General features: G+C 70.5%; 13 protein-coding genes and 1 tRNA gene. 7 read left to right on the top strand and 7 right to left on the bottom strand.

Annotated elements, in window-relative coordinates; translation table 11 throughout:
- Positions 1 to 23: 23 nt before the first annotated feature.
- Positions 24 to 1,076, bottom strand: coding sequence for a YihY/virulence factor BrkB family protein (locus HQQ85_RS16265; protein ID WP_173183543.1), 1,053 nt, complete (start codon positions 1,074 to 1,076; stop codon positions 24 to 26).
- A 162-nt stretch (positions 1,077 to 1,238) separates the two neighbouring features.
- A tRNA-Arg gene (locus HQQ85_RS16260) sits at positions 1,239 to 1,310 on the bottom strand.
- 75 nt (positions 1,311 to 1,385) lie between these two features.
- Between HQQ85_RS16260 and HQQ85_RS16255 the strand changes: the two genes are divergently transcribed.
- Together HQQ85_RS16255 and HQQ85_RS16250 are read left to right on the top strand one after the other, a co-directional pair.
- On the top strand, positions 1,386 to 1,976 hold the full coding sequence (locus HQQ85_RS16255; RefSeq protein ID WP_173183542.1) for a TetR/AcrR family transcriptional regulator: 591 nt from the start codon (positions 1,386 to 1,388) through the stop codon (positions 1,974 to 1,976).
- Positions 1,977 to 2,065: 89 nt separating this feature from the next.
- Positions 2,066 to 3,043, top strand: coding sequence for a zinc-binding dehydrogenase (locus tag HQQ85_RS16250; protein WP_173183541.1), 978 nt, complete (start codon positions 2,066 to 2,068; stop codon positions 3,041 to 3,043).
- A gap of 97 nt (positions 3,044 to 3,140) precedes the next feature.
- Here the strand turns inward: HQQ85_RS16250 and HQQ85_RS16245 are convergent, their stop codons facing one another.
- The 3 genes from HQQ85_RS16245 to HQQ85_RS16235 all read right to left on the bottom strand — a co-directional run bounded on the left by HQQ85_RS16245 (position 3,141) and on the right by HQQ85_RS16235 (position 5,929).
- On the bottom strand, positions 3,141 to 3,638 hold the full coding sequence (locus HQQ85_RS16245) for an HNH endonuclease (RefSeq protein WP_173183540.1): 498 nt from the start codon (positions 3,636 to 3,638) through the stop codon (positions 3,141 to 3,143).
- Positions 3,639 to 4,015: 377 nt separating this feature from the next.
- Positions 4,016 to 5,011: a C40 family peptidase gene (locus HQQ85_RS16240; protein WP_173183539.1), complete on the bottom strand. Its 996-nt coding sequence runs from the start codon at positions 5,009 to 5,011 to the stop codon at positions 4,016 to 4,018.
- Between the two features lie 225 nt (positions 5,012 to 5,236).
- Complete coding sequence (locus tag HQQ85_RS16235; protein WP_173183538.1) at positions 5,237 to 5,929, bottom strand: metal-dependent transcriptional regulator; 693 nt, start codon at positions 5,927 to 5,929, stop codon at positions 5,237 to 5,239.
- A gap of 96 nt (positions 5,930 to 6,025) precedes the next feature.
- On the opposite strand from HQQ85_RS16235, the gene serC reads away from it, so the two are divergent.
- Positions 6,026 to 7,144, top strand: coding sequence for a phosphoserine transaminase (gene serC, locus HQQ85_RS16230; RefSeq protein ID WP_173183537.1), 1,119 nt, complete (start codon positions 6,026 to 6,028; stop codon positions 7,142 to 7,144).
- 65 nt (positions 7,145 to 7,209) lie between these two features.
- On the opposite strand, the gene HQQ85_RS16225 is transcribed toward serC, so the two are convergent.
- Both HQQ85_RS16225 and HQQ85_RS16220 read right to left on the bottom strand, forming a co-directional pair.
- Positions 7,210 to 8,265, bottom strand: coding sequence for a DUF3027 domain-containing protein (locus HQQ85_RS16225; RefSeq protein ID WP_173183536.1), 1,056 nt, complete (start codon positions 8,263 to 8,265; stop codon positions 7,210 to 7,212).
- Complete coding sequence (locus tag HQQ85_RS16220) at positions 8,265 to 8,645, bottom strand: cold-shock protein (protein WP_173183535.1); 381 nt, start codon at positions 8,643 to 8,645, stop codon at positions 8,265 to 8,267. Before HQQ85_RS16220 ends, HQQ85_RS16225 begins: the two co-directional genes overlap by 1 nt.
- Positions 8,646 to 8,723: 78 nt before the next feature.
- Between HQQ85_RS16220 and HQQ85_RS16215 the strand changes: the two genes are divergently transcribed.
- The 4 genes from HQQ85_RS16215 (at position 8,724) to HQQ85_RS16200 (ending at position 13,425) form a co-directional block, all read left to right on the top strand.
- Positions 8,724 to 8,987 carry a hypothetical protein gene (locus HQQ85_RS16215; protein WP_173183534.1) on the top strand — a complete coding sequence of 88 codons (264 nt, stop codon included), beginning with the start codon at positions 8,724 to 8,726 and terminating at the stop codon, positions 8,985 to 8,987.
- The gene (locus HQQ85_RS16210) at positions 8,984 to 10,906 is read left to right on the top strand and encodes a helicase-associated domain-containing protein (RefSeq protein ID WP_173183533.1); all 1,923 of its coding nucleotides are present in this window, start codon (positions 8,984 to 8,986) and stop codon (positions 10,904 to 10,906) included. The genes HQQ85_RS16215 and HQQ85_RS16210 overlap by 4 nt, the downstream gene beginning before the upstream one ends.
- A gap of 102 nt (positions 10,907 to 11,008) precedes the next feature.
- The gene (locus HQQ85_RS16205; protein ID WP_173183532.1) at positions 11,009 to 12,649 is read left to right on the top strand and encodes a DNA repair helicase XPB; all 1,641 of its coding nucleotides are present in this window, start codon (positions 11,009 to 11,011) and stop codon (positions 12,647 to 12,649) included.
- A gap of 86 nt (positions 12,650 to 12,735) precedes the next feature.
- Positions 12,736 to 13,425: a response regulator transcription factor gene (locus tag HQQ85_RS16200; protein WP_066040896.1), complete on the top strand. Its 690-nt coding sequence runs from the start codon at positions 12,736 to 12,738 to the stop codon at positions 13,423 to 13,425.
- Positions 13,426 to 13,430: the final 5 nt, after the last annotated feature.

Raw genomic sequence — 13,430 nt, 5'->3', positions numbered from 1 at the left:
CGGCCGGGTCGGGCCGTTCTGGCCTACTTGCCGGTGCGCTCCCGGATGCGGCGCCCCTCGGCGACGTCCTTCTCCTCCTTGGCGGCCGCCTTGTCGCTCTTCCTCGTGTCGCGCGGCGGGAGCTGGATGTCCTCCTCGGCCGCGATCCCGGCCTGGAGCTGCCGGCCGCGTTCGAGCTCGGCGTCGAACTCGGCACCGAACAGGATGGCGTTGTTCACGATCCAGAGCCACAGCAGGAAGATCACGACCCCGGCCAGGGAGCCGTAGGTCTTGTCGTAGTTCGAGAAGTTCGCCACGTAGAAGCCGAAGGCGACCGTCGCGATGACGAGCACGACGATGGCGAGGAGCGCCCCCATGCTCATCCAGCGGAACTTCGGCTGCTTCGCGTTCGGTGTCGCGTAGTAGAGGATCGCGAGGATCAGCACCACCACGAGCGCGAGCACCGGCCACTTGGCGATCGACCAGATGGTCGTCGCCGTCTCGCCGATGCCGAGGGCCGATCCGACGGCATCGGCGACAGGGCCCGAGATCACGAGGATGAGGGCGGCGATGACGATCAGGATGAGTGAGACGAGCGTCACGAGCAGCTGCACCGGCTTGAGCTTCCAGAACGGCCGCCCCTCCTCGATCTCGTAGATGCGGTTCATCGCGCGACTGAAGGCGGTGACGTAGCCGGATGCCGACCAGACCGCCACCACCAGGCCGGCGATCAGCGCGAAGCCGGCTGCGGGTGAGCTCGCGAACTGCTCGATCGGGCCGCGTACGACGTCGGCGGTGCCGCCCGGGGCGACGTCATCGACGATGCCCAGGATGGCGTCGGTGGCCGCCTGGCCCTGACCGAAGACGCCGAGCAGCGAGAAGATCGCGATCAGCGCCGGGAAGAGCGCGAGGACGGCGTAGTACGTGAGGCTCGCAGCGATGTCGGTGCACTGGTCGGCACCGAACTCGCGGGCCGTCTTCTTCAGCACGTACGTCCAGGACCGCTTCTTCAGGTCGGTGGGGCCGTCCGGCTTGCGCGGGTCGTCCGGGTCGGGTGCACCCTTGCTTCTCGTGCCTGCCGTGTCGGTCGTACTCATCGGGTCCTCCAGAGAGTCGGTGGGAGGGTGTGACCGGTGACTCGAAACCGACCGCATCCACCACTCAACCTGCCCCGGAGAATCGGTGCCGCCAGGCCCTTGCCACGGCCGCCCAGGCATGCAGCGCGACGGCGACCCGACTCGGGCGCCTGGACGGCGGGGTGCCCCTGGAGGGACTCGAACCCCCAACCCTTTCCTTAGGACGGAACTGCTCTTCCATTGAGCTACAGAGGCTGACGTCCCGAGTTTAGCCGCCTCCCCGGGTCGATGGCGCTAGACGACTGGTCTATTCAAGCGTAGGGTGGGTGCATGACCCTCACCGCCAAAGCCGAGCAGACGCGCGGCTCGATCCTCGCCACCGGCGAGGAGCTGATGCTCGCGAAGGGCTTCACCGGCGTCGGCCTGCAGGAGATCCTGACCACCTGCGGAGTGCCGAAGGGCTCGTTCTACCACTACTTCTCCTCGAAAGAGGGCTTCGGCGTCGCCGTGCTCGAGCGCTACGTCGAGACCTATCTCGCCGCGGTCGACGCCCTGCTCGCCCGGCCGGGCACGGGGCGCGAGCGCATCCGCCTGCTCGGCGACGCCTGGGCCGCGCGGGCCGGCAGCGCCTCAGCCGGGCGGTGCCTCGTGGTGCAGCTGTCGGCCGAGGTCTCCGGCTTCTCCGAGCGGATGCGCGTCGCCCTCGCCGACGGCGTCGCCGCCCTCGTGGCGCTGTTCGCCGGCGTCGTCGCCGAGGGCCAGGCCGACGGCTCGATCGCCGCCGGGGCTCCGGCCCGCGAGCTCGCCGAGGCGCTCTACCAGCTCTGGCTCGGAGCCGCCCTGCTCGACCGCCTCGCCCGCGACGGCACGCCCTTCGTGGCCGCCCTTCGCGCCACCGACCGCCTGCTCGACAGCCCCTGACCCGACAGCATCTGACCCGACAGCCCCTGACCCACCCGAACCTCAACCCGCACCCGACAAGCCACGAACCAACCCCCCAAGGAGACCCCATGCGCGCCCTCACCCACGCCACCTTCGGCGACGCCGCCGACGTCCTCGACGTCACCGAGCTGCCCACCCCCGAGCCCGCAGCCGGCGAGGTGCGCGTCCGCACCGTCCTCTCCCCCATCCACAACCACGACCTCTGGACGATCCGCGGCACCTACGGCTACAAGCCCGAGCTGCCCGCGCAGTCCGGCACCGAGGCCGTGGGCGTCGTCGACGCGCTCGGCGAGGGCGTCGACACCCTGACCGTCGGCCAGCGCGTCGCCACCGGCGGTACTTTCGGCGTCTGGAGCGAGTACTTCGTCACCAAGGCGGCCGGCCTCATCCCCGTGCCCGACTCGATCAGCGACGAGACCGCGGCCCAGCTCGTGTCGATGCCGTTCAGCGCCCTCAGCCTGCTCGACTTCCTCGAGGTGAAGGAGGGCGACTGGATCCTGCAGAACACCGCGAACGGCGCCGTCGGCAAGCTGCTCGCCAAGTTCGCCGCCGCGCGCGGAGTGCGCGTGCTCGGGCTCGTGCGCCGCGACGCCGGTGTCGACGAGCTGGCCCGGGTGGGCATCCACGACGTCGTGTCGACCGAGAACGACGGCTGGCGCGACCGGGTGGCCGAGCTGCTCGACGGCGCGAGCCCGCGGGCCGCCGTCGATTCGGTGGGCGGAGCTTCGGCCGGAGAGCTGCTGTCGCTCCTCGGTGAGAACGGCACGCTCGTCTCGTTCGGCGCGATGGAGTCGGGGCAGCTGCAGATCTCCTCGGGTGACCTGATCTTCAAGCAGGCCACCGTCAAGGGCTTCTGGGGCAGCACCGTCAGCCGTGAGATGGACCCGGCCAAGCGCAACGCCCTCTTCGGCGAGCTGCTCCAGCGCGTCGGCTCGGGCGAGGTCGAGCTGCCCGTCGAGGCCGTCTACCCGATCGAGCAGGGCCGCGAGGCCGCCGCCGCGAGCGCCGTGCCCGGCCGACGCGGCAAGATCCTGCTCAGCTTCTGACGACGAGCGGATGCACGGCCGGCGCCTGAGAGATCACCACCGCTCAGGCGCCCCGTGCCCGCGCGCACGCCGCCGCGCTGACCATCAGCACCACCGCTCAGGCGGCCACCGCGAGGAACGGATCCCACGCCGGTTCGACCCGCTCCGCGCCCTTCACGGTCCACCCGGCCTGGTGCGGCATCCGCGGTGCGAACCGCAGCGACCACCCCATCTCGGCCGGCGTGCGATCGCCCTTGACGTTGTTGCAGCGCAGGCAGCAGGCCACGAGGTTCTCCCAGGTGTCCTTCCCGCCCCGCGACCGGGGCTGCACGTGGTCGATCGTGCTGGCCGACCCGCCGCAGTACCCGCAGCGCTGCGAGTCGCGTCTCAGCACGCCGCGGCGTGAGACCGGCATCATCCGATTCGTGGGCACCCGCACGTAGCGGGTGAGCAGGATGACGGCCGGGCGGTCGAAGTCGGTGTCGATGCCGTGCACCGGATGCTCGGCATCCCGTGCCAGCACCCGGGCCTTGTCGTTCAGCACGAGCACGAGGGCCCGCTTGAACGACACGACGCCGAGCGGCTCATATCCTGCGTTGAGTACCAGTGTTCGCATGCTCTCCCTTTCGAAGAGACCTGGACGGCTTCCAGGTGTTCGACGTGCATCCGCTCATCGGGCGAACGGGGAGACGGGAGGGCACAAAAAAAGGCGCCGTCATGATGACAGCGCCTTACTCTCAGAACCGGGTATCTGGCTCTGACTCAGCCCACTCGTGTGCCGGCGGACGCGCAGCACGAGGCGATCCGTGGTGGGGATGCTCCTGCTCTGCGTCATCTGGCTCTCCGGGTTCTCGAGACGATCAGAGCGCCAGGATACGACAGAATCGGCGCGCCACCTACAGGTAGCGCGCCGATTCAGGTGCTGGTAACGAAGTGTTTACACTCCTCGAGCGGATACTCGGCAGCCGATCTGGCCGGTCGGGACTCGACCGGCTAGACGATCCGCACGAAGTAGTAGCTGCCCCACAGCGGGCGGTGCTCGACGTAGCGGCCCCAGTCGGGCGAGTCGATCGTTCCGCCGGCGCCGTCGTAGATGCCGATGTGACCGATGGGCCAGACGATCAGGTCGCCCGCCTGCGCGTCGCCGGGAGCGATCGGGATCCCGAGCGCCGCCTGGTTGCTGACGAGGCGGGGCAGGTAGATGCCGAACTGACCGAAGACGTACTGGGTGAGGCCGTCGCAGCCGAAGCTGGTGTCGGGGCTCGCGCCGCTGCCGTAGGGAACCTTGCCGACGAACTGCTCGGCGAACTCGACGACCGCGGCACCGCTGTACGCGCCCGAGGGCGGGTTCACGGTGAAGGCGCTCGATCCTGCGGAGGAGCCCTTCTCAGCGGCAGCTGCTGCGGCGGTGGCCGCTGACGCTGCGGCGGCCTCGCGGGCGGCGGCGGCCTGGGTGGCGGCGACCGCGGCGGCGGCGCGCTCACGGCTGGCCTGCAGCTCCTCGGGCGTGGGAGCCGTGTAGTTGTCGCGGCTCACCGCGAGGGCGGCCGAGGCGTCGGGCACCACGAGAGTCTGGTTGCCGGCGAGCTCGCCGTCGGTGGCCACACCGGCCTCGAAGCTGCCGCCGCCGCCGAAGGCGTAGGCGGGCAGGGCCATGGTGGCCACGAGTGCGGCGGCGAAGGTCATGACGACCGCGCGGCCGGCGCTCTTCTTCGACGGCTTCGCGAACCGCGGCATCCGGATGCTCGGCCGCTGCGTCGCGACGGGAGCCGGCTTCTTCACCTCGAGAGCGGTCGTGGTGGCACGGGCCTGCGCACTGGGCGCGGGCACGGCGAGAACCAAGTCCTTCGAGGGAGCCTCGACCGCCGTGCTCGCTGCTGCGGAGGTCAGAGCTTCGAGCTCTCGCAGGCGGCGCCGGGTCATCGGCTGTTCGGGTCGGTCGTTGTCGGGGTTCTGCTCGTTGTCGAGCGAATCACCAAGTGGGGCCAAGATTATTTTCCTCCGGCACCTCTCGCAGCAAGGGCAGCTGCTCCCGTCCACACCGAGTCCGTGTGCAGTCAGCGGCCAAGAGACGGGAATCGAGGTGTCTTGGCCCGTGTCCGCCGCCATTCGGGGGCCGGTGGACTCGTTAGAGAATACGGGAGGGTGCTGGCTTTGTCACCTTGAAACGGGGTGTTTTTAACATTTCGGTAACGCCCGTCGACGCCGACCCGGCTAGATGCCAACGAATATATGGCTTGCGACCTCGTTGGGCAGTTCGATGCCCTCGTCGAAACCTTCGACCTCTACCAGAACGTAGGAGCCGACGGCGGTGAAAGCGGCGGAGTTGCCCGGCACCACACCGGCCTGCTTCAGCTGCAGCAGCAGCTCGGGGTCGACCTGCGCGGGCTCGCCGAGCCGGCGGATGGTCTTGGTCTGCGGCCCGACCGCGCCGTGCACGAGGGTGACGATGTTGACGACGCCCTTGGTGAAGGGGATCGACTCCTTGTCGCCGAACGCATCCAGACCCGGGATGGGGTTGCCGTAGGGCGACTCGGTGGGGTGGTCGAGCATCTCGAGGATGCGCCGCTCCACCTGCTCGCTCATCACGTGCTCCCAGCGGCACGCCTCGTCGTGCACGAGCTCCCACTCGAGGCCGATGACGTCGCTCAGCAGTCGCTCGGCGAGCCGGTGCTTGCGCATCACGGAGATGGCCTTTTTGCGGCCGACCTCGGTGAGCTCGAGGTGGCGGTCGAGCGAGACGACGACCAGGCCGTCGCGCTCCATGCGGCCGACGGTCTGAGACACGGTGGGGCCCGAGTGCCCGAGGCGCTCGGAGATGCGAGCGCGCAGGGGGTTGATGTTCTCCTCCTCGAGTTCGAGGATGGTGCGGAGATACATCTCGGTGGTGTCGATCAGATCTGCCAAGTGAATACTCCTTGCGGCCATGTGAGGCGTACCTAACCCAGCCTAGTGTTTCGCCGCGACATCGAGGCGGGTGCCCGCGTCGATACTATGGTGCCCATGGCCGAGATCCAGATTCCCACCGACCGACTCCCCGTAGACGGGCGCTTCGGCTGCGGCCCCTCGAAGGTGCGCCCCGGTCAGCTCGAAGACCTGCTCACCCGCGGCGCATCGCTGCTCGGCACGAGCCACCGCCAGGCGCCGGTCAAGAACCTCGTCGGGTCGGTGCGCGAGGGCCTGTCGTCGCTGTTCTCCCTGCCCGAGGGCTATGAGGTCGTGCTCGGCAACGGCGGCTCGACCGCCTTCTGGGACGCCGCGGCCTTCGGGTTGATCCAGAACCGCGCCGAGAACCTCTCGTTCGGCGAGTTCGGCTCGAAGTTCGCCGCCGCCGCCGGAGCCCCATGGCTCCAGGCGCCGCACGTCGTCAAGTCCGAGGCGGGATCGCGCGGGGAGATCGAGGTGCTGGAGGGCGTCGACGTCTACGCCTGGCCGCACAACGAGACCTCCACCGGCGTGATGGCCCCGGTTCGACGGGTGCACGGCGACGCGGGTGCGCTGACCGTGGTCGACGCCACGAGCGCCGCGGGCGGCATCGACTTCGACGCGGCCGAGGCCGACGTCTACTACTTCGCCCCGCAGAAGAACTTCGCCAGCGACGGCGGCCTGTGGTTCGCCCTGATGTCGCCGGCCGCGCTCGAGCGGGTCGAGACGGTCGCAGCGTCCGGCCGGTACATCCCCGAGTTCCTCAGCCTGAAGAACGCCGTCGACAACTCGCGGCTGAACCAGACGCTGAACACCCCGGCCATCGCGACGCTGGTCATGCTCGACGACCAGGTGTCGTGGATCAACGGCAACGGCGGCCTGCCCTGGGCCTCGGCCCGCACGGCGGAGTCGTCGGGCTCGCTGTACGAGTGGGCCGAGAGCACCTCGTTCGCCCGGCCGTTCGTCGCCGATCCGTCGCACCGCTCGCAGGTCGTCGTGACGATCGACTTCGACGACTCGGTCGACGCGGCCGCCGTCGCCAAGGTGCTGCGCCAGAACGGCATCGTCGACACGGAGCCCTACCGCAAGCTCGGCCGCAACCAGCTGCGCGTCGCTACCTTCGTCGCCATCGAGCCGTCCGACGTGAAGCAGCTCATCGCGGCGATCGACTACGTCGTGGAGGCCCTGGCGGCCTGACCCGCCGGGCTCTCAGGCCGGGTGGTGCAGCGGATGCGCCACCCGGTTCCGCTCGTCCTCCGCCGTCACCAGCGGCCGGATGCGGGGCCCTCCGCGTGCGGATCGTCGAGATCCTCGTCCGAGTCGTCGCCCTCGTCATCGTCCGATTCGTCGTCGTCCGCGTCGTCGGAGGCATCCGTGGAGCCGTCGAGCTCGTCGTCGTCGGTCACGTGGTCGTCGATGTCGATGCCGTCGTCGAGGTCGAGCACGTCGTCCGCGTCGTCGAGGTCGTCGTCCGACTCCTCGTCGTCGTCATCGGTGTCGTCGTCATCATCGTCGGCGTCGTCCGACTCGTCGTCGGAGTCGTCCTCGTCGGACTCGTCGTCGTCGGAGTCGTCGCCGGCCTGGGCCGCCGCGAGCTCCTGAGCCAGCTGGTACTCGGCGAGGCGCTCCGACCAGGGCAGCCAGTCGGGGGCCACGAGGGCGCCCTCGCCCGGCAGCAGCTCGACCTCGAGCACCGACGGCGCGGAGTCGGCGTCGACGCGGCCGAGCGTGACGGTCCAGTGCCATCCGGGGTAGCCGGGCAGCCGGGTCGCGAAGAAGAGGCTCAGCACGTGGTCCTCTTCGGCGCGATGCCCGATGACCTCACCGACGGTCGCGCCGGGCGTGATCTCCCGCAGCGCGCTCCGCGCGAGCTCCACGGCCTTCAGCAGCACCTCGTCCACGACGGGCTCCGGCTTCGCCTCGACCGCGACGACCTCATCCTCGACCTCGTCCGCGACAGGCTCCGCTGCGACCTCGTCCTCGGCGTTGTCCCCCGCGGGCTCAGCCTCGTCCTCATCCACGGCGGGCTCGGCCACGATGGCGGCGTCGTCGCCAGCGTCCAGCTCGTCCAGGACCTCGAGCACCTCGGCGGTCTCGATCACCTCGGCGATCTCCACGACCTCGATGCCGTCAGGCTCGACCGTGACGACCTCCGCCGCCAGCTCGACGACCTCGACCTCGACCTCGACCTCGACCTCGACCGGGTCAGCCTCGACAGAGTCGGTCTCGACCTCGGCGTCGGCCACGGGCGACGCGGGTTCGGCAGCGGGCACGGTCTCGTCACCGTCGCCGGAAGCGGCGGCACGGGCATCCGTCATCACGCGTCCAGCTCGTCGGCGACCTTGCGCAGCAGGGCCGCGATCTTGCGGCTGTGGGCGTTGTCGGGGTAGCGGCCGCGCTTGAGGTTGCCGCCGATCGAGTCGAGCACCTTCACCAGGTCTTCGATGATGACGGCCATGTCGTCGGCCGGCTTGCGCGACATCTTCACGAGGCTCGGGGGCGCCTCGAGCACCCGCACCGAGAGCGCCTGGGCGCCGCGCTTGCCGTCGGCGATGCCGAACTCGAGCTTGGTGCCCGCCTTGACGGTCGTACCCGCAGGCAGGGCGGACGCGTGCAGGAACACTTCTTGGCCGTCATCGCTGCTGATGAAGCCGAAGCCCTTCTCGTCGTCGTAGAACTTGACCTTGCCGGTGGGCATCGTGCATCTCCTCGTGTAATCGGCCCGAATACCGCTCGTGGCCGACTACCAGACTACCCGTGCCGGTATCCTCGGACTGTGAGTGATGCCGAGAACACCCCGCCGAGCCGAGTGCAGCGGTCGCTGACCTTCATGATCGCCGCGGTGATCGGTCTCTCGGTGCTCGCGTTCGTCGCCCTGCTCATCGGCCTGGCCACCCAGACGCTGAACTACGACCTGCAGATCTGGCAGGTCGTCTTCTTCGTGCCGTACTTCGGTCTGCCGATCGGCTTCGTGCTGATCTTCGTGCTGCTCATCATCAGCATCCGCCGTCGCCGGCAGGATGCCCGCGGGAGTAAATGAGCGATCCGCTCCCGCTCGCCCGCCGGCTCACCCGCCTCGACGACGACGCACTCATCCCGCTGCTGCTGACCCGGCAGCCGCCTCCCCGCGAGCTCCGCGACTTCTTCGACCTGGCCGACGCGCTGCTCGACCCCGCCTCGATCCGTCCGGCCCTGCGCACCCTGCCGCGCACCGAGCTCGAGCGCCTCGCGTCCGGCGCCGCGCCCGCCGACCTCGACACCGCGGTTGCGCTGGCCCTCGTCATCCCCGATGCCGACGCCGGCCCGAGCGTTCCCCCCGAGGTCGCCGAGACGGCCGGGCTGGTGCTGGCCGAGCATCCGCTGCCCGATGGCCACGGGGTTCAGGATGCCCGACACACCCCTCAGGCCGACGCCGCCGACCGGGCTCAGGATGCTCGGCGCACCCCTACGGCCGACGACACCACCGAGGTGCCCGAACCGGTCGCCGCGACCGCCCGCGAGCGCGCCTTCACCGCGATCACCGCCGTGGCCGAGCTCGTTCAGCAGCTGCGCGTCGCCCCCGCCCGGGTGCGAGCGCGGGGCGGCGTCTCGGTCGCCGAGGAGAAGCGCCTCGCGCCCCTGCTCTCGCTCGAACCCGAGGCCGTCGGCCCGCTGGCCGAGGTCGCCGTGGCGGCCGGACTCGCGGCGGTGGACGGCGAGGAGCTGCTGTCGACGGAGTCCGCCGACGCCTGGAGCGCCCTCTCCCCCGGCGGCCGCTGGCTGGCGCTCGCGCGCCGCTGGCTCGACGGGCTGCCCGCCCCGCTGCCCGAGCATCTGCGCACCGCCCGGGTCACCGACGCCGCCGCCCTCGACGCCGCCTATCCCGCGGCCGACGAGCCGATGCACGCGGCCCTGCTCGACGCCGCCGAGCGCGGCGAGCTGCTCGGCGTCTGGGCGTCGGGGCATCTCACCCTCTTCGGCCGCACGCTCTTCGACGCCGCGGACTCCCCCGCCGACGCGGGGCGCACCGCCCCCGCGACCGGCACCGCCGCGGCCGCCGACGCGGCCCCCTCCCCGGGCGACACCTCCGCGCTCGACGCCGAGCTGCCGCCCGAGGTCGACCAGGTCTACCTGCAGCACGACCTCTCGGTGATCGCTCCCGGCCCCCTCTCCCCCGCCCTCGACGCCCGGCTCCGTCTCGCGGCCGACCTCGAGAACCGCGGCGTCGCCTCCTCGTACCGCATCTCGCAGCCGAGCATCGACCGCGCCCTGTCCTCGGGCGAGACCGAGGAGTCGCTGCGCGAGTTCCTCGGCGCGCTCTCGCTCACCGGCATCCCGCAGGCGGTCGACTACCTGCTCACCGAGGGCGCCCGCCGGCACGGCCTGGTGCGGGTCGTCTCCCGGCCCGCGAGCGAGCTGCACCGCAGCACCGCCGCCGACGAGCCGCCCCGCACCCTCGTGCAGAGCGCAGACCCCTCCCTGCTGACCGCGCTGGCCGCCGACCAGGCGCTCTCGGCGCTCGGCCTCCGCCGCGACGGCGAGGGGGCGCTGGCCACCCGGGCGACCCCCGCATCCGCCTACTGGCTGCTGCTGGATGCCCGCTACCCCGTCATCGCCGAGGACGCCGACGGCCGCGTGCGCCTGATGCGCCGCGCCCGCGTGCTGCCGGCCCGCCCCGCGGCGGGCGCCGCCACCCCGCCACCGGCGACCGCTGCCGTCACCGACCTCGTGCTGCGCCTGCGCGACGCCGCCCGCCGCACCCCCGACGACGCCGACGCCTGGACGGCGCGCCTCCTCGACCGCGCCGTGCGCGCCCGCACCCCCGTCACCATCGGCGTGCGGATGCCCGACGGCAGCACCACGCGCCTCGACGTCACCCCGCTGAGCCTCGCCAACGGACGCCTCCGCGTCTCGGACGAGCGGGCCGGCGTCGAGCGCACGGTTCCCGTGGCGAACATCGTGGAGCTCACGGCGCTCTGAGTCGGGCGGCCGTTCGCGCCGACGGCGAACACGGTCAGGCTCACGGCGCTCTGACAGCCCGGGGCGACCGCCCCGCCCCAGGCCGACGTAGACTTGACGACTATGCCCGACGGCCCTCTCATCGTCCAAAGCGACCGCACCGTGCTGCTCGAGGTCGCGCATCCGCAGGCCGAAGCAGCCCGCCACGAGCTCGCCGTCTTCGCCGAGCTCGAGCGCGCACCCGAGCACATCCACACCTACCGCATCACCCGCCTCGGCCTATGGAACGCCCGCGCCGCCGGCCACAGCGCCGACGAGATCCTCGCCACGCTCGAGAGCTACTCGAAGTTCGCGGTGCCGCAGTCGGTGACGATGGAGATCGTCGAGACCATCGGCCGTTACGGCAAGCTCGTGATCGAGCGCCGCCCCGACGGCATCCTCACCCTGCGCTCCACCGACCCGGCGGTGCTGACCGAGATCACCCGCGGCAAGAAGGTCGCGCCGCTCCTGACCGAGAAGAACGACGACGGCACCTGGAGCATCGAGGCCTGGGCCCGCGGGCAGCTCAAGCAGGAGCTGATCAAGCTCGGCTGGCCCGCCGACGACCTGGCCGGCTTCACCCCCGGCACCCCGCACGAGATCGACCTCGACGAGACCAGCTGGCAACTCCGCGGCTACCAGCAGCAGGCCGTCGACAACTTCGCCGAGCACGGCTCGGGCGTGGTCGTGCTGCCCTGTGGCGCGGGCAAGACCCTCGTCGGCGCCGCGGCGATGGCGGCAGTGAAGACGAACACGCTCATCCTGGTCACGAACACGGTCTCGGCGAGGCAATGGCGCGCCGAGCTGCTGAAGCGCACGAGCCTGACCGAGGAGGAGATCGGCGAGTACTCGGGTCAGCTCAAGGAGATCAAGCCGGTCACCATCGCGACCTACCAGATCCTCACCGCCAAGCGCGGCGGCAAGTACGCCCACCTGGAGCTCCTCGACGCCCTCGACTGGGGCCTCGTGGTCTACGACGAGGTGCACCTGCTGCCCGCCCCGGTGTTCAAGCTCACCGCCGATCTGCAGGCCCGCCGCCGCCTCGGCCTCACCGCCACGCTCGTGCGGGAGGACGGCCGCGAGAGCGACGTCTTCAGCCTGATCGGCCCCAAGCGCTTCGACGCCCCATGGAAGGAGATCGAGGCCCAGGGCTACATCTCCCCCGCCGAGTGCTTCGAGGTGCGGGTCGACCTGCCCTTCGACGAGCGGATGATCTACGCCGCCGCCTCGGACGACGAGCGCTATCGGCTCGCCGCCACCGCGCCCGCGAAGCTCGACGCCACGAAGCGGCTCATCGAGCAGCACCGCGGGGAGCGCATCCTCGTCATCGGTCAGTACCTGGACCAGCTCGAGCAGCTCTCGGCCGCCCTCGGCGCTCCGCAGATCACCGGCGCCACTCCGGTGGCCGAGCGGGAGCGGCTGTTCCAGGCCTTCCGGGAGGGCGAGGAGAAGATCCTCGTGGTCTCGAAGGTCGCGAACTTCTCGATCGACCTGCCGGAGGCGAGCGTCGCCATCCAGGTCTCGGGCTCGTTCGGCTCGCGCCAGGAGGAGGCTCAGCGGCTCGGCCGGTTGCTGCGGCCGAAGGAGTCGGGCCTCACGGCGAGCTTCTACACGCTCGTCGCTCGCGACACCGTCGACCAGGAGTTCGCCCAGAACCGCCAGCGCTTCCTCGCCGAGCAGGGCTACGCCTACACGATCCTCGACGCGGAGCCCGCGGCGGCGTAGCGCCGCCGCGGCGGACCGGGCCCGGTCTTGGACGCCGTGCCGCCAGCTCCCAGGCTACGCCCAGCGAACCCGCAGAGAATAGGCGCATGACCGGTCCTCGCATCCTGATCGTCGACGACGAACCCAACATCCGCGACCTGCTCACCACGAGCCTCCGCTTCGCCGGCTTCGCCGTGCGCGCGGTCTCGAACGGCGCGCAGACCATCTCGGCGGTGCTCGAGGAAGAGCCCGACCTGATCATCCTCGACGTCATGCTGCCCGACATGAACGGCTTCGGCGTCACCAAGCGCCTGCGCGCGGCCGGCTACACCGCGCCCATCCTCTTCCTCACGGCGAAGGACGACACGGAAGACAAGATCACCGGCCTCACCGTCGGCGGCGACGACTACGTCACCAAGCCGTTCAGCCTCGACGAGATCGTGGCCCGCATCAAGGCCATCCTCCGCCGCACCATGCAGGCCGACGAAGACGCGATCATCCGCGCCGGCGAGCTCACCATGGATCAGGACACGCACGAGGTCTTCGTCGGCGACACCGCCATCGAGCTCTCGCCTACCGAGTTCAAGCTGCTGCGCTACCTGATGCTGAACCCGAACCGGGTGCTGTCGAAGGCGCAGATCCTCGACCACGTCTGGGAGTACGACTTCAACGGCGACGCCGGCATCGTCGAGAGCTACATCTCCTACCTGCGCCGCAAGCTCGACGCCCACACCGAGGAGTCGCTCATCCAGACCAAGCGCGGCTTCGGGTACATGCTGAAGGTGAGCAAGGCGTAGCCTTT

The sequence above is a fragment of the Herbiconiux sp. VKM Ac-2851 genome, from assembly GCF_013205105.1.
Classification (GTDB): Bacteria; Actinomycetota; Actinomycetes; order Actinomycetales; family Microbacteriaceae; genus Herbiconiux; species Herbiconiux flava.
The sequence above is the reverse complement of the archived record's forward strand: the minus strand, read 5'-3'. Positions and strand labels throughout refer to the sequence as shown.